The sequence below is a fragment of the Clostridium malenominatum genome, assembly GCF_039521365.1.
In the GTDB taxonomy this organism is placed as follows: Bacteria; Bacillota; Clostridia; order Clostridiales; family Clostridiaceae; genus Clostridium_AW; species Clostridium_AW malenominatum.
The window spans coordinates 392,184-409,840 of record NZ_BAAACF010000001.1 but is presented as its reverse complement, the minus strand read 5'-3'; the positions used below and the strand labels follow the sequence as shown (position 1 = coordinate 409,840).

The 17,657-nt window shown below is 32.6% G+C and carries 15 protein-coding genes, 21 tRNA genes and 1 riboswitch; of the genes, 2 read left to right on the top strand and 34 right to left on the bottom strand.

Going from position 1 to position 17,657, the window contains the following annotated elements:
- Positions 1-77: 77 nt before the first annotated feature.
- From ABDZ69_RS02125 to ABDZ69_RS01985, 29 genes are all read right to left on the bottom strand, one after another.
- Entirely contained in the window at positions 78-1,013 is a 936-nt protein-coding gene (locus ABDZ69_RS02125; protein ID WP_343765979.1) for an ABC transporter permease, read from the bottom strand.
- Between the two features lie 2 nt (positions 1,014-1,015).
- The gene (locus ABDZ69_RS02120; RefSeq protein WP_343769553.1) at positions 1,016-2,086 is read right to left on the bottom strand and encodes an ABC transporter permease; all 1,071 of its coding nucleotides are present in this window, start codon (positions 2,084-2,086) and stop codon (positions 1,016-1,018) included.
- Positions 2,079-3,611, bottom strand: coding sequence for an ABC transporter ATP-binding protein (locus tag ABDZ69_RS02115; RefSeq protein WP_343765977.1), 1,533 nt, complete (start codon positions 3,609-3,611; stop codon positions 2,079-2,081). Before ABDZ69_RS02115 ends, ABDZ69_RS02120 begins: the two co-directional genes overlap by 8 nt.
- A 17-nt stretch (positions 3,612-3,628) precedes the next feature.
- Positions 3,629-4,732 carry a BMP family ABC transporter substrate-binding protein gene (locus tag ABDZ69_RS02110; protein WP_343765975.1) on the bottom strand — a complete coding sequence of 368 codons (1,104 nt, stop codon included), beginning with the start codon at positions 4,730-4,732 and terminating at the stop codon, positions 3,629-3,631.
- 34 nt (positions 4,733-4,766) lie between these two features.
- Positions 4,767-5,342: a xanthine phosphoribosyltransferase gene (locus tag ABDZ69_RS02105; RefSeq protein ID WP_343769552.1), complete on the bottom strand. Its 576-nt coding sequence runs from the start codon at positions 5,340-5,342 to the stop codon at positions 4,767-4,769.
- An 85-nt stretch (positions 5,343-5,427) separates the two neighbouring features.
- Positions 5,428-5,529, bottom strand: a riboswitch (purine riboswitch).
- A 62-nt stretch (positions 5,530-5,591) separates the two neighbouring features.
- On the bottom strand, positions 5,592-7,304 hold the full coding sequence (locus ABDZ69_RS02100; RefSeq protein WP_343765973.1) for an ABC transporter ATP-binding protein: 1,713 nt from the start codon (positions 7,302-7,304) through the stop codon (positions 5,592-5,594).
- 193 nt (positions 7,305-7,497) lie between these two features.
- Positions 7,498-7,574, bottom strand: a tRNA-Arg gene (locus tag ABDZ69_RS02095).
- A gap of 24 nt (positions 7,575-7,598) precedes the next feature.
- A tRNA-Gly gene (locus ABDZ69_RS02090) sits at positions 7,599-7,672 on the bottom strand.
- 7 nt (positions 7,673-7,679) lie between these two features.
- A tRNA-Gly gene (locus ABDZ69_RS02085) sits at positions 7,680-7,754 on the bottom strand.
- 5 nt (positions 7,755-7,759) lie between these two features.
- Positions 7,760-7,843: transfer RNA gene (locus tag ABDZ69_RS02080), tRNA-Leu, on the bottom strand.
- Between the two features lie 3 nt (positions 7,844-7,846).
- Positions 7,847-7,922 (bottom strand) — tRNA-Lys (locus tag ABDZ69_RS02075).
- A gap of 10 nt (positions 7,923-7,932) precedes the next feature.
- Positions 7,933-8,008 (bottom strand) — tRNA-His (locus tag ABDZ69_RS02070).
- Positions 8,009-8,017: 9 nt separating this feature from the next.
- Positions 8,018-8,093: transfer RNA gene (locus ABDZ69_RS02065), tRNA-Lys, on the bottom strand.
- Between the two features lie 5 nt (positions 8,094-8,098).
- Positions 8,099-8,175, bottom strand: a tRNA-Arg gene (locus tag ABDZ69_RS02060).
- A gap of 3 nt (positions 8,176-8,178) precedes the next feature.
- Positions 8,179-8,252: transfer RNA gene (locus ABDZ69_RS02055), tRNA-Gly, on the bottom strand.
- Between the two features lie 10 nt (positions 8,253-8,262).
- Positions 8,263-8,338: transfer RNA gene (locus ABDZ69_RS02050), tRNA-Pro, on the bottom strand.
- Between the two features lie 34 nt (positions 8,339-8,372).
- Positions 8,373-8,448: transfer RNA gene (locus tag ABDZ69_RS02045), tRNA-Lys, on the bottom strand.
- Between the two features lie 6 nt (positions 8,449-8,454).
- A tRNA-Arg gene (locus ABDZ69_RS02040) sits at positions 8,455-8,531 on the bottom strand.
- Between the two features lie 3 nt (positions 8,532-8,534).
- Positions 8,535-8,608: transfer RNA gene (locus tag ABDZ69_RS02035), tRNA-Gly, on the bottom strand.
- A 7-nt stretch (positions 8,609-8,615) separates the two neighbouring features.
- Positions 8,616-8,690, bottom strand: a tRNA-Gly gene (locus ABDZ69_RS02030).
- Positions 8,691-8,695: 5 nt separating this feature from the next.
- Positions 8,696-8,779, bottom strand: a tRNA-Leu gene (locus ABDZ69_RS02025).
- 122 nt (positions 8,780-8,901) lie between these two features.
- A tRNA-Lys gene (locus ABDZ69_RS02020) sits at positions 8,902-8,977 on the bottom strand.
- Between the two features lie 5 nt (positions 8,978-8,982).
- Positions 8,983-9,057 (bottom strand) — tRNA-Gln (locus ABDZ69_RS02015).
- A gap of 11 nt (positions 9,058-9,068) precedes the next feature.
- A tRNA-His gene (locus ABDZ69_RS02010) sits at positions 9,069-9,144 on the bottom strand.
- A gap of 6 nt (positions 9,145-9,150) precedes the next feature.
- A tRNA-Arg gene (locus tag ABDZ69_RS02005) sits at positions 9,151-9,227 on the bottom strand.
- A 5-nt stretch (positions 9,228-9,232) separates the two neighbouring features.
- Positions 9,233-9,306: transfer RNA gene (locus ABDZ69_RS02000), tRNA-Gly, on the bottom strand.
- 10 nt (positions 9,307-9,316) lie between these two features.
- Positions 9,317-9,392: transfer RNA gene (locus tag ABDZ69_RS01995), tRNA-Pro, on the bottom strand.
- 99 nt (positions 9,393-9,491) lie between these two features.
- Positions 9,492-9,965, bottom strand: coding sequence for a metallophosphoesterase family protein (locus ABDZ69_RS01990; protein ID WP_343765971.1), 474 nt, complete (start codon positions 9,963-9,965; stop codon positions 9,492-9,494).
- Positions 9,966-9,968: 3 nt separating this feature from the next.
- Entirely contained in the window at positions 9,969-10,574 is a 606-nt protein-coding gene (locus tag ABDZ69_RS01985; RefSeq protein WP_343765969.1) for an XTP/dITP diphosphatase, read from the bottom strand.
- 146 nt (positions 10,575-10,720) lie between these two features.
- Between ABDZ69_RS01985 and ABDZ69_RS01980 the strand changes: the two genes are divergently transcribed.
- Together ABDZ69_RS01980 and ABDZ69_RS01975 are read left to right on the top strand one after the other, a co-directional pair.
- The gene (locus ABDZ69_RS01980) at positions 10,721-12,115 is read left to right on the top strand and encodes a hypothetical protein (protein ID WP_343765967.1); all 1,395 of its coding nucleotides are present in this window, start codon (positions 10,721-10,723) and stop codon (positions 12,113-12,115) included.
- Positions 12,116-12,214: 99 nt separating this feature from the next.
- Positions 12,215-12,373, top strand: a complete 159-nt coding sequence (locus tag ABDZ69_RS01975; protein WP_343765965.1) for a hydroxymyristoyl-ACP dehydratase — start codon at positions 12,215-12,217, stop codon at positions 12,371-12,373.
- 10 nt (positions 12,374-12,383) lie between these two features.
- On the opposite strand, the gene ABDZ69_RS01970 is transcribed toward ABDZ69_RS01975, so the two are convergent.
- The 5 genes from ABDZ69_RS01970 to ABDZ69_RS01950 all read right to left on the bottom strand — a co-directional run bounded on the left by ABDZ69_RS01970 (position 12,384) and on the right by ABDZ69_RS01950 (position 17,657).
- A complete protein-coding gene (locus ABDZ69_RS01970) occupies positions 12,384-13,877 on the bottom strand; it encodes a peptide ABC transporter substrate-binding protein (protein WP_343765962.1) in 1,494 nt (497 codons plus the stop codon).
- A gap of 133 nt (positions 13,878-14,010) precedes the next feature.
- Complete coding sequence (gatB, locus tag ABDZ69_RS01965) at positions 14,011-15,441, bottom strand: Asp-tRNA(Asn)/Glu-tRNA(Gln) amidotransferase subunit GatB (RefSeq protein WP_343765960.1); 1,431 nt, start codon at positions 15,439-15,441, stop codon at positions 14,011-14,013.
- A 33-nt stretch (positions 15,442-15,474) separates the two neighbouring features.
- Positions 15,475-16,932 (bottom strand): Asp-tRNA(Asn)/Glu-tRNA(Gln) amidotransferase subunit GatA, encoded by a 1,458-nt coding sequence (gene gatA, locus ABDZ69_RS01960; protein WP_343765958.1) that lies wholly within the window; start codon positions 16,930-16,932, stop codon positions 15,475-15,477.
- Between the two features lie 24 nt (positions 16,933-16,956).
- The gene (gene gatC, locus ABDZ69_RS01955; protein WP_343765956.1) at positions 16,957-17,250 is read right to left on the bottom strand and encodes an Asp-tRNA(Asn)/Glu-tRNA(Gln) amidotransferase subunit GatC; all 294 of its coding nucleotides are present in this window, start codon (positions 17,248-17,250) and stop codon (positions 16,957-16,959) included.
- A gap of 143 nt (positions 17,251-17,393) precedes the next feature.
- On the bottom strand, positions 17,394-17,657 hold the full coding sequence (locus ABDZ69_RS01950; RefSeq protein ID WP_343765953.1) for a hypothetical protein: 264 nt from the start codon (positions 17,655-17,657) through the stop codon (positions 17,394-17,396).

Sequence of the window (17,657 nt, the reverse complement as noted above, 5' to 3'; positions counted from 1 at the left end):
AGGACCCACTTTAAAGGCATATATTCTTTTTTCTTTCACTAATAATATCACTATTCTACTTTATAGTCAATATTTTTTTATCTCTCTTCTCTAAAATAAGAAACCCCTAACCCCTTAGGTGGAGAATTTTTAGAGTTTTTATTTATGGATACCATAACCATTACTAATATTGTAATTATATATGGAAACATATCTATTACATACTGAGAGATTTGTATACTGGAGCCTTGAAGTCTAAAACCTATAATATCAAGACCTCCGAATAAATAAGAACCTAGCAATGCTTTGTATGGGTTCCAAGCTACAAATATAACTAGGGCAACAGCTATCCATCCTCTTCCTGCAGTTACGTTTTCTTGCCATGCAGGTACATATACTAAAGAAAGGTATGCTCCTCCTAATCCACATAATGCTCCTCCTAGTAAAACATGAATATATTTATAAAGAGTAACATTAATTCCAGCAGCATCTGCGGATTTAGGCTCTTCTCCAACGGATCTTAAATTTAAACCCTTAGAGGTCTTATATATATATATTCCTAGCATTATTGCTACTATATATCCAAAATATATGAAGGGATCCTGTTTAAAAAAAACTTGACCTATAAAAGGTATATCTCCAAGTACAGGCAAAGATATAGGTTTAAAAAAGTTTTTAATCTTATCTGGGGTAACTTCTCCGGATAGACTTTTTCCAACAAAACCTGAAAATCCCGTTCCAAATATAGTAAGAGCTAGTCCCGCTACAACCTGATTTGCTCTTAAACTTATAGTAAGAAAGCCGTAAATTAAAGCCCCAAAGGCTCCTGCTACCATGGCTCCTACCATTGCTATTATTGGATTGCCTGTTTTTAACCCTGTAAGGAATCCAATAACTGCTCCCATAAGCATCATACCTTCTACACCTAAATTTAAGTTACCACTTCTTTCTGAAAGTATTTCCCCTAATGTTCCAAATAATAAAGGAGTTCCCGCTACAATAGAAGCCTCTAAAAACAAAATAAATGTATCCATAGTTATTTTCCCTCCTTTATGGGAGAATGTACTTTCCTAAATACTTTATAATTAATAAAGAATTCACTTCCTAATATAAAAAACAATACCGAGGATTGAATTATCAAAGCCACTGCTTGAGGTATATTATAGGCCGTTTGTATAAAGCTAGCTCCCTCAAGTAATGCTGCAAACAATACAGATACAATTAATATTGCAAAGGAATTTAAATTTGATAGCCATGCAATTATAATAGCAGTAAATCCTACTCCTCCTGATACTTCTACAGATAGGGTGTTACTAACAGCAGAGGCCTGTATCATTCCAGTTAAACCACATAACCCTCCGCTTAAAAGCATAGCAATAATTATAGTTTTCTTTATATTAACTCCTGCATAAAGGGCAGTTTTTACGCTTTCACCTAGTACAGCAACTTCATATCCCTTTTTTGAGCGAGTCATAAACACATACATAATAATAGTTAAAATAATAGCTATAATCCATCCAATATGAATTCCTAAGAAATCCGGCAAAATTGCATTGTCACTAAAGTTAGGTATCTTAGGAAACCCCTGAGCCTTTGGATCCTTCCATGGTCCATATTGTAAATAAGTTATAAATTTTAGAGCAATATAATTCATCATTAAAGTTACAATAGTTTCATTAGTATCCCATTTCCACTTTAAAATTGCTGGTATGAAAGCCCATATAGCTCCCCCCACTACCCCAGCTAAAATCATAATTGGCATAAGTATAAACCCATTTAAATCTGGGAATTTCAATGCAAAATAAGAGGATAAAAAAGCTCCCATTACTATCTGTCCTTCTCCACCGATATTCCAAAACTTCATCTTAAAAGCCACAGAAATTCCAAGTGCGGAAATTAAAAGAGGAATTGCTTTTATTAGAGTTTGCTTAAAGCTATAAACCGAACCAAATGCTCCCTTAATCATACTTACATACACTTTTATAGGATTAAAACCTATAATTCCTATAAATAGTGCTATAGTTATAAAAGCTAAAATAATAGAAACAGCTCTTATAGCAAAAGCTTCTTTACTGGACACATCACTTCTTTTTACTACTCTAAACAACGTCAATCTCCTCTCTTTCTAATGTTGCTCCACCCATTAGCAATCCTATTTCCTCTTTTGTTACATTATGTCCCATAAGTTCTCCTCTAATTTCTCCATTACACATAACAAGAATTTTATCGCATAATTCTATTAAAACGTCTAAATCTTCACCAATATACAATACTCCAACATTCTTTTTCTTTTGTTCATTTATAAGATTATAAATAGTGTAACAAGTGTTGATGTCTAATCCCCTTACTGGATACGCCATTATAAGCAAACTAGGATTTATATCTAACTCTCTACCTAGTAATATTTTTTGAATATTACCTCCTGAAAGATCTTTTATAGGGTGATAAATATCAGGTGTTTTTATATCTAATTCCTCTTTAATACTATTTGCTTTTTCTATAGTTTCTTTTTTGTCTATTAAAAAACCTTTTTGGTAATGGTAACTTTTTAGTAATAAATTATCCACCATATCCATAGAACCAACTAATCCCATACCTAATCTATCCTCTGGGATAAAGCTCATGCTTACTCCTTTATCTATGATTTCTCTTGGATTCTTTCCAACTATATTTTCACCATCAACAAAAATTTCACCTTGTTTTATAGGAATAATTCCAGCAATAGCTTCGCAAAGCTCCCTTTGACCGCTTCCTGCAATACCTGCTATGCCAACAACTTCCCCTCTGTGTATATTAAAACTTATTTTTTTCAAAACCTCTACCTTATCCTCATTATATAAAGATAGATTATGAATTCTTAAAATTTCATTTCCTATAGCTACTTTATCTTTTTTAATACTTAATTCTACCTTCTCACCTACCATAAGGTCAGCAAGCATTTTTATCTTAGCATTTTTCTTATCTATGGTGGTAATAACTTCTCCTTTTCTAAGTACTGTAATCTTATCACATATAGCCATAACCTCTTCCATTTTATGAGATATAAATACTACAGCACATCCATTTTCCTTCATTTTGTTAATCATATTAAAGAGCTTTTCTACCTCTAGAGGGGTAAAAACTGTGGTAGGTTCATCTAACACTAAAATATTTGCACCTCTATATAAAACCTTTAATATTTCAATAATTTGTTTTTCTCCAACGGACATATCCTGTACTTTTTTATTTAAATCTATGGCTATATCATATTTGTTACATATATCATTTATCTTACTTCTAATACTTTTCCAATTAACAAATATACCATTTTTTTTGCCTAGTATAATATTTTCTTCTCCAGTCATATTATCAACTAGTTTAAAATGTTGATATATCATTCCGATACCTGCTTTTATGGCATCCATAGGAGAAGAAAACTCAACTTTTTTACCCTTGATATAAATAGAACCGCTGTCAGGGGTATATACCCCTGACAGCATATTCATAAGAGTGCTCTTACCAGCACCATTTTCTCCCAGTAGAGCATGAACTTCTCCGCCATATATCGAAAGATTTATATTATCATTAGCAACCACTTTTCCAAAGGTTTTTCTTATATTTTCCATTTGAATGAAAGGGGTTTTTCTTTCCATTCTCTCACCTATTCCTATTATTTTTCTATTTGTCCTTCTACACCTTGTACAAACCAATTAAACTGTAATAGTTCTTCATCGCTCATAACTTTTCCGCTTTCAACCTTTATATTTCCACTTTGATCCTTTATAGGTCCAACAAATATTTTATTTGTTCCTGCAAGTATATCCTTTTGAACCTTTTCTACAGCTTCCTTTGCACCAGCAGGAGCATTTTCAGTTAATGGAGCAAGAGCAACAATTCCTGCGTCTAATCCCTTCCAATAACTTTCTGATTTCCAAGTTCCAGCTTGAACAGCTTTAACTTGTTCAACATAATATGGTCCCCAATTCCAAATTGGTGCTGTCATGTAAGCCTTAGGTGCTTTATCTTTCATATCAGTGTTATATCCTATGGAGAAAGCTCCTTTTTCTTCTGCTGCCTGTTGTGGTCCTGTTGTATCTTGGTGTTGAGTTATAACGTCTGCACCTTCAGATAACAATGCCTTTGCTGCTTCTTTTTCTTTTACTGGATCATACCAAGTGTTTGTCCACTTTACTGCCACTTTAGCTTCTGGATTTACAGACTGTACTCCAAGAGTAAAAGCATTTATTCCTCTAACTACTTCAGGTAATGAGAATGCTGCTACATAACCTATTTTATTAGTTTTTGTTTTCATTCCAGCAACTATACCTGAAAGATATCTTGCTTGATATATTCTTCCAAAATAATTTGACATATTTTCTGCTGTTTCATAGCCTGAGCAGTGTAAAAACTTAACATTTGGATGTTTAGCTGCTTGTTTTTTCATACCTTCCATAAAACCAAAGCTAGTTCCAATTATTACGTTAGCGCCTTGATTTATCATGTCTTCAACAACTTTTTGAACTTCTGCAGTGTCTTCTTTTACTGACTCTTTATAAATAGTAGGTACATTTAATTCTTTTTCTAAATATAATCTTCCATCATTATGAGAATAGGTCCATCCACCATCTCCAATAGGTCCTACATATATAAAACCTACTTTAATTTCTCCTTTACCGTCTTTTGAAGTTTCGTCCTTCTTGCTTCCGCAACCTGATAATAAAGTAATTATCATTGTAAAAATTACTAATAAAGAAAATACCTTAAACTTCTTCATTTTTTAATTTCTCCCTTCATATTTAAAATATATATTATTTACTAAAAATAACTTCTCCATTTTTTAAACCTTCAAGGATTGCTAAGGACTCTAATTGAATACCTTGACTTAATACTAACTCTCTTCCTCCTTGGAATTTCTTTTCTATTACAATTCCTACTCCTGCTATAGTACAATTAGCTTGCTTACAAATATCTATCATTCCAGCAACAGCACTTCCACTGGCTAAAAAATCATCTATAATTAGCACACAATCATCTTCATTTAAATAATTCTTTGAAATCTTTATATAGCATTCTTGTTCTTTTGTGAAGGAATAAACTCTGGCTTCAAATAGCTCTCCATCCATACTATTTGGTTTTTGTTTTTTTGCAAAAACTACAGGTATATTTCCAAAATGTTGAGCTGTAATGCATGCAATGGCTATCCCCGAACTTTCCACAGTAACTATCTTATTTATGTTCTTACCTTTAAACCTTCTTTTCCATTCCTTGCCCATTTCACTAAAAAGTTCTACATCTAATTGATGATTTAAAAAATTGTCAACTTTTAAGATTCTATCTTCTATAATTATTCCATCTTTTCTTATTCTTTCTTTTAAAAGTTCCATAATATCTTCCTTTCTATTTCTAAAAACAAAAACTCCCTTGTTTCTTCGACAAGGGAGTTTATAAAGATTCATTACAAGAAAATAATATATCTTCATAAACACCCATAGACAAGCCATTCTCGGTAGCCTGGTAGAAACGCTTAGACCTTATTACTAAGCATATATGAGTGCGAATATTTTCATTTAATTATTTTTTATCGTTCGTTAATATTATAATATAACATATCTCTACAAAAATCAAGGACTATTTTATTCAAATTGCGAATTATAGAGTCCATAATAAACTCCTTTTTTCTCCATAAGTTCAATATGGGTACCTTCCTCTTCTATTCCATTATCTGTTAATACTATAATTCTTTTTGCACTTTTTACCGTAGCTAATCTATGAGCTATTATAAAAGTAGTTCTATTTTTAGCTAATTCATTTATAGAGCTTTGAATTACAGCCTCACTTTGATTATCTAACGATGACGTGGCTTCATCTAAAATAAGTATAGGAGGGTTTTTCAAAAACATTCTAGCAATAGATATTCTTTGTTTTTGTCCACCAGATAATTTTACTCCTCTTTCTCCTATATATGTATCATACCCATCAGGTAATTCCATTATAAAATTGTGAGCATTTGCTGCTTTAGCAGCACTTATTAGTTCTTCATTTGTAGCATCTAATTTACCATATAATATATTTTCCTTTACAGTACCTGAAAATAAAAATACATCCTGCTGAACTACTCCTATATTACCTCTTAAATTATGAAGTTTTAAATCCTTAATATCTACATCATCTATTTTAATACTGCCACCATCTATTTCGTAAAATCTAGGTATCAAGTTGCAAAGAGTACTTTTTCCAGCACCAGAAGGACCTACAATTGCTACAGTTTCTCCTTGATTAACTTGAAGATTAACATCTGATAACACTTCATTTTTGTCATCATAGCTAAAGGTAACATTTTGGAAAGTAACTCTTCCTTTTATTTTTTCTATTTCTACAGCATCTTCTTTATCCTTTATATCTGGCTCTATTTCCATAAGCTCATCAAATCTTTTAAACCCGGCCATTCCCTTTTGATATTGTTCAACAAAATTAGCAAGCTTTCTTATAGGTTGTAAAAACTGATTTATATATATTAGGTAAGCAACTAAATCTCCATTTTGTATTTGATTCGTTGCAACAAAATATCCACCAGCAACCAGTGCTATAAGAGTAGCTATATTAGTAAAAAAGTTAATTCCTCCATGAAAAGTTCCTAAATATTTAAAGGATTGTCCCCTTATAACTTTAAAAGTTTCATTTCCATAATCAAATTTTTCCTCTTCATACTCTTCATTAGTAAAGGATTTTACTACTCTTATTCCTGATATACTATCTTCTAAACTAGCATTGACATCCGCCAAACTTTCTCTCATCTTTCTAAAGTTACTTCTCATTTTTGAGTTATATAACATAGTAAATAAAATCATGAAAGGTACTATAGAGAAAGTAATTAAGGTAAGTTTAATGTTTATTGTCAGTAACAGTAGAAATGACCCTGACAGCATTACAATGGAAATAAACAAATCTTCTGGTCCGTGATGTGCAAGTTCTGATATTTCATTTAAATCATTTACTATACGAGACATGATTTTACCTATCTTTGTATTATCAAAAAAGCTAATAGGCAATTTTTGAATATGACTAAACACTTCTTTTCTCATATCATATTCCATTCTTATTCCTAGTAAATGACCATAATATCCTACTATATACTCTAATATCATTCTTATAATATAAAGTACTAATAAACCAACTCCAAATTTAAAAATAAGTTCTATTTGCTTATTTGGTATTATTTCATTCATAAATTTTCTAGTAACCATTGGATAAACCAAATCTGTCATAGAAATTATGAAAGCACATACCATATCTAAAACAAATAGCCCTATATGCGGTTTATAATATTTAGCAAACTTTTTAACCATAACTTGTCCCCCTTTTTATATAAAAAATTTACGAGGATTAATATAAAACAAAGCATTGCAAAACTTAATTGTTTTGCAATGCCTTTTGTATATCAACCCTATACACGTAATGCTTAATTATTATGGAAACCCCTCAGCTAAAGCTGATGAGTACTGATTCAAGACGAAATCGAAGATTTCTGTGAATCAACATTGGTGCGCCCAACAGGAGTCGAACCTGTGACCTCCGGATTCGAAGTCCGTAACTCTATCCAGCTGAGCTATGGGCGCTTAAGCCCTGGTATCATATTAAATTGGAGCGGGTGAAGAGAATCGAACTCTCACAGCCAGCTTGGAAGGCTGGAACTCTACCATTGAGCTACACCCGCATATCTTTGGAGCGGAAGACGAGATTCGAACTCGCGACGTTCACCTTGGCAAGGTGACGCTCTACCACTGAGCCACTCCCGCAAATTTGGTGCAGGCGAAGGGAGTCGAACCCCCACGCCGATGGCGCTAGATCCTAAGTCTAGTGCGTCTGCCAATTCCGCCACGCCTGCATTTGGTGACTCACCGGGGAATCGAACCCCGGACAACCTGATTAAAAGTCAGGTGCTCTACCGACTGAGCTAGTGAATCATATAAACAATGGGGTGAATGAAGGGACTCGAACCCTCGACAACCAGAATCACAATCTGGCGCTCTACCAACTGAACTACATTCACCAAAACCTTTGGTGCGCCATCAGGGGATCGAACCCGGGACACCCTGATTAAGAGTCAGGTGCTCTACCAACTGAGCTAATAGCGCATATCTGGTGCGTCTTAAGAGATTCGAACTCCTGGCCCACGCCTTAGAAGGGCGTTGCTCTATCCAGCTGAGCTAAAGACGCAATTGGAGCGGGTGAAGAGAATCGAACTCTCACAGCCAGCTTGGAAGGCTGGAACTCTACCATTGAGCTACACCCGCATAAGTTTTGTGGTCGGGGTGACAGGGATTGAACCTGCGACCTCATGGTCCCAAACCACGCGCGCTCCCATCTGCGCCACACCCCGATATTTAATTATATTATATTATGTCCACACTTTGTGGTGCGCCATCAGGGGATCGAACCCGGGACACCCTGATTAAGAGTCAGGTGCTCTACCAACTGAGCTAATGGCGCATAATTTGGTGCGTCTTAAGAGATTCGAACTCCTGGCCCACGCCTTAGAAGGGCGTTGCTCTATCCAGCTGAGCTAAAGACGCAATTGGAGCGGGTGAAGAGAATCGAACTCTCACAGCCAGCTTGGAAGGCTGGAACTCTACCATTGAGCTACACCCGCATATCTTTGGAGCGGAAGACGAGATTCGAACTCGCGACGTTCACCTTGGCAAGGTGACGCTCTACCACTGAGCCACTCCCGCAAATTTGGTGCAGGCGAAGGGAGTCGAACCCCCACGCCGATGGCGCTAGATCCTAAGTCTAGTGCGTCTGCCAATTCCGCCACGCCTGCATATATATAGTATAGAGAATAGGTTATACAGTATAAACCAGATAAAATTCCTGACGGAATTTTTTTAGCTTACATTTGTTACTATTTTCTATGAACTAACTACTTATTAAATTACTTAAATTTGGTGACTCACCGGGGAATCGAACCCCGGACAACCTGATTAAAAGTCAGGTGCTCTACCGACTGAGCTAGTGAATCAACTTTGGCTGGGATGGCAGGATTCGAACCTACGGATGCGGGAGTCAAAGTCCCGTGCCTTACCGCTTGGCGACATCCCAATATTATATTCTGGGGTGAATGAAGGGATTCGAACCCTCGACAACCAGAATCACAATCTGGCGCTCTACCAGCTGAACTACATCCACCACAACTGGTGCGTCTTAAGAGATTCGAACTCCTGGCCCACGCCTTAGAAGGGCGTTGCTCTATCCAGCTGAGCTAAAGACGCATATTTGGAGCGGGTGAAGAGAATCGAACTCTCACAGCCAGCTTGGAAGGCTGGAACTCTACCATTGAGCTACACCCGCATGGGTTTTATGGTCGGGGTGACAGGGATTGAACCTGCGACCTCATGGTCCCAAACCACGCGCGCTCCCATCTGCGCCACACCCCGATATGTTTTCAGGAAGCTTACTAACTCCTGACGACATAGATTATTCTACACGATATATTTAAATACGTCAATACCTATTTTAATTTTTTTTATTTTTTTTTATCTAATTGCTTTTATACTAGCATTTATCTTATCTTTGTCCACCTGTATTAAAGCAACGCTATTAAAGCCATCCCTAGCAAGTACAGGACTTCCCGGGTTTATAAACCATATTCCTTCCTCGTATATAATCTGGGATATATGAGTATGACCAAATAGTACTACTTTAGCATCTAACTCCATAGCTTTATATTTTAATCTAGATAATCCATTCTTTACATCATAATTATGTCCATGCGTTATGAAAAATTTATTTCCTTCTATTTCTTCAATAATCTCTAATGGAACTGTATTAGAATAATCACAGTTTCCTTTTACATTAACGATTTTTCCTTTATATAATTCACTTATGTCTTTTATGTCTTGTATATTATCTCCTAAGTGAACTAATAAATCTATATCTACAAACTTTTCCATAACTCTATCTAAAATCCAAGTATGTCTATGAGTATCACTGATTACTCCAATTAACACTTCTTATTCCTCCTGAAAATAATCTTTTATTTCCCTCTCTAACATATTTAAAGCTTCTCTTCTATGACTTATGTTATTTTTAAGTTCTCCGTTCATTTCTCCAAAGCTTACTTCATATTGAGGATAATAAAATAACGGATCATATCCAAATCCATTTTTCCCTCTTTCCTCTTCTAATATAATTCCTTCAATCTCTCCTTGCACTTTTATACTGTTATTTTCATCTATAATAAGTGACATAGCACAAATAAACTTTCCCTTTCTATTCTCCATATTTTTCATTTCTCTAAGCAATTTTTCATTATTCTTTTTGTCATTTCCATGTTCTCCTGCAAACCTTGCTGAATATATCCCCGGAGCTCCCCCTAATGCTTCTACTGATAAACCTGAATCATCCGCTAAAACCATATAACCTTTATCTTTAACTAAATTAAATATTGCCTTAGCTTTAATATATGAATTTTCAATAAAGCTTTCCCCAGTTTCCTCAACATCTATATCTATTCCCGCTTCATTTAAAGAAATAACATGGATGTTTAATCTTCCTAATATTTCTTTTATTTCTTTTATTTTATTTTTATTGTTACTTGCAATAACTAATTTCTTCATTCTTTACACCATCCTATAATTAAGAATATAACTACTTTAACTATAATTATATAATATTTTTTTTATTTTTAAAGTTTTCTTAAGCACTATTTTCTTATATTTATCATATTATTTATATAAGGATTAATTTTAAGTAGGTGTTGTGTTTGAAATATATCGGTCCATTTCTAAGATTAAACACTTTAAGCAAGGAAAATATAAAAAATCAATTATTTCACCTTGCAAAGGAATCTCTAAAGGATATATTGTTTAACTCGAAATGTGGTGTACTTATGAATTCCAAAGAATTAAGAAGCAAAAAACTCTCTGATGAAGAAATTGAAATATTAAAGAATACTTATCCTCTAATATCAATCTACAGAAAATCTAACCCTAAGCTAAAACAAACCAACGATAAATTATACTGGGCAGATGATAAAATAAAAAAGGAAATCAATATAGGAACTAATGCATTTTTGACTTTAGCCTTGTTGGAGCTTGGAGAATACTACAGAAAATTTGAGGAGATAGACAAAAATAAATATTCTTACTATACAGTTTACAACAACATATGCAAAAATCAACTTCAGTTTTATGCTAGTAACATGAGAAATGAAGAAGGAGTATTTATTAATAAAACGGACTTAACAGAACCTTCCTCAAAGGATTATGTTTTAGAATCTAAAGATGATAAATTCAAATTTTCAGATCAAGCTTTGTTAATGGCTGCATTTTATAAATCATCGCTGTTTGATGACTCTAAGGATACGTTAGCTTATAATAGCTTTTCTCTAGATATATTAAAAATGTTTTTAGAGTATAAGCAAGAACTATACCATCTATCTACAGAAGAGCTTTTGAAACTATCTTTAGGACTTAATATTTTCTACGATTATTCTAAAAATGAGGATGCTTACTTGTTAATGATAGACCTTTTTGAATTGATTAACGAAAATTATGTTAATCATATAGAATTAAACTCTCAATTAAAGGTTGAAAATTTGTGTTTATGCTATATAAACGCTTACCTCTTATATAAGAATACAGGATTTATTAGGTATAAAGATATAATGGATAAATTAAATATGGAACTACTTAAATATTACAATGAAGAATTAGGCATATTTATAAAAGTTAAAGAAAAAGATCCATTAAAATTTTCACCAACGGAAATATGCTTATATTTATTATCTTTAACATTAGCATCTCAGCACTCAGATACAGATTCACCTAGCTTATCTCCTATTATAGCTAGCGTTTACAAAAAACAACTATTAAACTCTGGGGTAATATTAAGTTGGCCTGAAGCTCCTAATTTATCTGACAGAGAAAGATATAATAACTTCTCACTAAACTCAGAAGACCTTTTAGATGAAAGTGATTTTAAACCTTCTTATGTAGCCTCCTGTGACAGCATAAATTTAGCTTCAGTGTTTATAAAAAATGTTAAATATAGTGAAAGAAAAACCTCATTTAAGCAAGGAAAGTCTTCCTTTTATAGCGAGGAAAATATTATACCATTTTTCTATATAATATATTTAAATAATATTAGTTCCCATTAAAGTAAAAATTTTATCACTATATATTTTTTATAACTGCATATAATATGTTTAATACAAATGTTGATATTTTCCTTTACTTTATTCTAAAGGAGGTAAAATATGATGAACATAAATTGCTCTGAGAACTGTATTCATTGCTATGATGGCAATTGTACCTTCAATTATGTTTCTAACATTTCAAACAGTGTAAGCAAAGAGCATAAATGTGCTTACTTCGAAAAAAAAGATTTACCTAAAAAAGCTTCCCAAAAGACCTAATGGGAAGCTTTTACATATTGTTAAAACTAATATTATTAAAAAGTATATTCCCTTCATAATCTAAAAATATGTTATAAATATTGTTTTTCGTATAAATAAGATTTTTTTCAGAAAACAAAGGGATTATAGGCATATCTTTTATTAATATTTTTTCGCCTTCTCTTAAAAATTCTTTATATTTAGCTTCATCTGCTGTTTTTTTTACCTTATTAATTATATCATCATAATTTGAATTTTTATAATTAAAAGTATTAAATGCATTATAAGAACTTAACTTTTCATAAAAGGAAAGTGAATTATCATACTCTTTAATAATATCTATCAATGCTAAATCATAATTTCCCTTCTCTAGTTTTTCTTCAATTTCCAAACCTTCCAAAGGAATCAAAGTTAAATTAATATTTAACTTATCTTTTATTAAGGTTTTTATTTCTCTTGCCACCTCATAATTATATTTGTTTTTTTCATAAATTAATTGTAAATTTATATTGTCATATTCTTTTTCTAAAACTTCTACAGGGTTACTGTACTCCCAAGGGAGTGCAGTATCTTTTAGCACACTTTTTCCTAAGTACTCCCTATCAATACTTTTATATATATTTTTTCTTAATTCTACGTCTTTTACCTTCTCACTTTCGCAGTTAAAGGCTAACGCTTTACTAAAAGATGAATTCTTTTGTAGTATATAGGTATCTTCTTTCGTAGTGTAATTAGTAGAGGTAGAATATATTTTGAAAAAATCTATTCTTGAAGTTTCGAAAGCTGCTAAAACGCCTTCTTCACTCTCTTCATTTTGTATTATTATTTTATAGTTTTTTGTGTTTTCTCCATCCCAATAATTTTTATTTACTCCTAGTTCTAACATATCATTATTAAAATTATTTATTTTATAGGCGCCAGAATAAAGTATATACTGAAAATCTTCCTTCCAGCTTACAAGGGTGTAATTAACCTTTCTAAGGGCATATAAAGGGCTAGAAAGTATATCTAACAGATATAAACAAGGATATTTTAAATTTATCTCAAGAGTGTTTTTATCTATTTCTTTTATTCCTGTTTCATCAAAACTTAAATTCCCTTTTCTATATTCCTCTATTCCATTAACATAATCTAAATGATAATTAAATGTATTTTTTACATCCTGTTTTAGAATTTCCGAAAAGAAATACACAAAATCTCGAGAGGTTATTTCATTTCCATCACTCCATTTTGCATCATGCCTAATCTTAAAGGTATATTTGCTTCCATCTTCACTTATATCCCATTTATAAGCTAACCCAGGAATAATATTTCCTTCATCATCTTTTTTAACTAAACCCTCAAATAAATTAGCAAGTAAATAATTATATTTATTTTTTATATCTTCCATTAAAATTAAATCTTTAGGGAAACTCTCTACACCATATACTATTGTAGTCGTTCCATAACTTCTATTCTCCTTTCTCACTACACAACCATTTAAAAGTAAGACTATACTTATTATAAAACTTATGTATTTTTTCATATAATTCTCCCGTATGCAATTTCTTACCACTTACTATTCTTTTAATTATTCCCCATAGAATAAAATTTAAAACAAATTATTTTAAAATATAAAAACCTTATGGATTTTTCACCATAAGGTTTTTATATAAATATTAAAGTTTTCCTACTTCTTCATTTACAAGCTTATTAACTATTTGAGGATTTGCTTTTCCTTTAGTTTCTTTCATAACAATTCCTACTAAGAAACCTATAGCTTTTTTCTTACCATTTTTGTAGTCTTCTATAGATTGAGGATTGCTCTCTATAACCTTTTTAACCACTTCTAATATAGCTCCCTCATCGTTATTTTGAACTAATCCCTTTTCTTCTACTATAACTTTAGGATCCTTTCCACTCTGGAACATTTCCTCTATAACTTTTTTACCTATGTTATTTGAAATAGTTCCTTCATTTATAAGCTTAATTAATTCTCCTAATTGAGCTGGTTTAATTTTCAACTCTTCAACTTTCATAGAGTTTTCATTTAACAGTCTCGAAATATCTCCCATTAACCAATTAGATGAAGCCTTAGCATCTTCACTTAATTTTGCAGTTTCCTCAAAGAAGTTAGCCATTTCTTTAGTTAGAGTAAGTACTGAAGCATCATATTTTGGTATTCCATACTCTCTTACAAATCTTTCTTCCTTTTGGTATGGCAATTCAGGTATGGTTTTTCTTATTTCTTCTATCCATTCCTCCGCTACATTAATAGCAACTAAATCTCCCTCTGGGAAATATCTATAATCATTAGAAGCCTCTTTGCTTCTCATCATTATAGTTACGCCATTTGCCTCGTCCCATCTTCTTGTTTCTTGTCTTAACTTTTCACCATTGTTTATAGCTTCAACATGTCTGCCATATTCATAAGTAAGTGCTTTTTCTAAAGCCTTAAAGGAGTTCATGTTCTTTATTTCAGATCTTACTCCAAATTCCTTAGAGCCTTTTTCCATTACGGAAATATTTCCATCACATCTTAAAGAGCCCTCTTCCATCTTACAATCAGACACTTCAATAGCGGCTAATATGCTTCTAAGTTTTTGAAGATAAAGAGTTGCTTCTTCTGGGCTTCTCATGTCAGGCTTAGAAACTATTTCAATTAAAGGAACTCCTGCTCTATTAAAGTCAACTAAAGTACCAGCTTTAGTGTGAAGAAGTTTTCCTGCATCTTCTTCTATATGTATTCTTTGAATTCCTATCTTCTTTTTCTCTCCATTAGCTAATTCAATCTCAATATATCCATCGTGACAAAGTGGAATTTCATCTTGAGTAATCTGATAGCTTTTAGGACAATCTGGATAGAAATAATTTTTTCTATCCATTCTACAAAGATTATTTATATCACAATTAAGAGCTAGCCCAGCCTTAATTGCATATTCTACTACTTTTTTATTTAATTGTGGAAGTGACCCTGGAAGTCCTAAACATATAGGACATACATGAGAGTTTGGCTTTCCACCAAATTCTGTGGTACATCCACAATATATTTTGGTTTCCGTTGATAATTCAGCATGAACTTCTAAACCAATCACCGCTTCAAATTCCATATATCTTCAGCTCCTTTTCTTACCCATTTATAATTATAGTTTAGCTCTCATTTTATGCCAATCTGTACTTTGTTCGTAACTGTAGGCTATATTAAATATAGTATCTTCTCTAAAGTAATTTCCAATAATCTGAAGTCCTACCGGAAGACCTTCTGACATTCCACAAGGAATAGACATAGCTGGCAGTCCCGCTACGCTCACTGGAACAGTATATGCGTCTGATAAATACATAGCCATTATATCTTCTGACTTTTCTCCTATTTTAAAGGCCTTACTTGGGTAAGTAGGTGAAATTATAGCATCAAATTCCTTAAATATACGCTCATAATCATCCTTTATAAGCTTTCTAACCTTCAAAGCCTTCTTATAATATGCATCGTAATATCCTGCAGATAATACATAAGTTCCAAGCATTATTCTTCTCTTTACTTCTTTACCAAAACCTTCATCTCTTGTGTTAAAGTATATGTCTACTGGATCTGTAAAGTTCTTTGTTCTGTATCCATATCTTATCCCATCAAATCTACCTAAGTTTGATGAAGCCTCTGCACTAGATATTATGTAATAAGCTGATAAAGCATAATCAGTAAGTGGAAGGGAACATTCCTTAACCTCTGCTCCATTCTCTTTTAAAACCTTTATAGCTTCTTCTATAGACTTTCTTACACCCTCATCTAATCCTTCACCAAAAAACTCCATAGGTATACCTATTTTTTTCCCTTTAATGTCTTTATTTAAATACTCACTATATTTAGGTACAACAATATTAGATGAAGTAAAATCTCTTCTATCTCCACCTGCAATTTGTTCCATAAGAAGTGCTGAATCTTCTACGTCCTTTGACATGACTCCAACTTGATCAAGAGTAGATCCAAAAGCTACTACTCCATATCTAGAAACTCTACCATAAGTAGGCTTAAGCCCTACAATTCCACATAGAGCTGCTGGCTGTCTTACAGAACCTCCTGTATCTGTACCTAAGGCTAATGGAGTTTCCATAGCTGATACTGCAGCGGCAGAACCACCTGAAGAACCCCCTGGAACTCTTTCTAAATCCCATGGATTTCTAACTGCTCTATAGCTGCTATTTTCATTAGAAGAACCCATTGCAAATTCATCCATGTTTAGCTTCCCAAGAATAATTCCGTCTTCTTCTTTTATTCTTTCTACTACATGAGAATCGTAGGGAGACACATATCCTTCTAATATTTTTGAAGCACAGGTATTTTGCATTCCTAAGACACTAATATTGTCTTTTATAGATACAGGAACTCCTCCTAAACCTTTTAACTCTTCTCCCTTTGAAATCTTTTCATCAAGTTTCTTTGCCATAATTATAGCTTCTTCTTTTCCTGAATAAAGATAGGCTCCTATTTTTTCGTCAACTTTTTCTATTCTATCTATAAAGCTATTTACTACTTCTTCTACTTTTACTTCTTTATTTTTTATCATACTCTTAAGCTCATGAGCTGTACGATTATGTAATTCCATATTTTTAACCTCCTTTATTCCTAATTACTCTCCATCTATAATTTGTGGAACTAATATGTATTCTTCTAACTTTCCAGGGGCATTTCCTAGCACCTTTTTTATATCCATAGAAGCTTCTATTTTATCTTCTCTAAATACATTTTCTACATAATAAGGATTTACCACTATATCTACGTTTTCAGTGTCCAATTCATTTAATTTTTCCATGTATGATAGTACTTTATTAAGGTCTTCTATTAAAGCCTCTTTTTCTTCTTCTTTTAATTCAATTCTAGCTAATTGACTTACTTGCTCTACATCTTTTCTAGTAATTGACATTTTACTCCCTCACTTTCTTGGTAAATTTATCTATACTTAAAAATAACATTTATATTGTATCATAAAAATTATTTTTTTACATTGTTATTCATAGTCAAAAAAGATATCAACATCTCGAAAGAGTTTGTCGATATCTTTCACCTTTAATACACTTTCATAATTATAAAAAATATACTTCCCGCAGCTAATGCACCACAAACAATAGGGTAAACTTTTTTTATATTTTTTAAATCAATAAAGTTTATTGCCCATATAATCATAGTAAAGAAGAGGCACCACTGTAGAACATAGTAGCTATTAAAATATTTAATATATACAAATTGATAGGTAGTAAGCATGGTTAATATTATAGCTATAACTGTAATAAAAACAGTTCCCCATCCCAACAATCTAATAGTTCTTCTCAT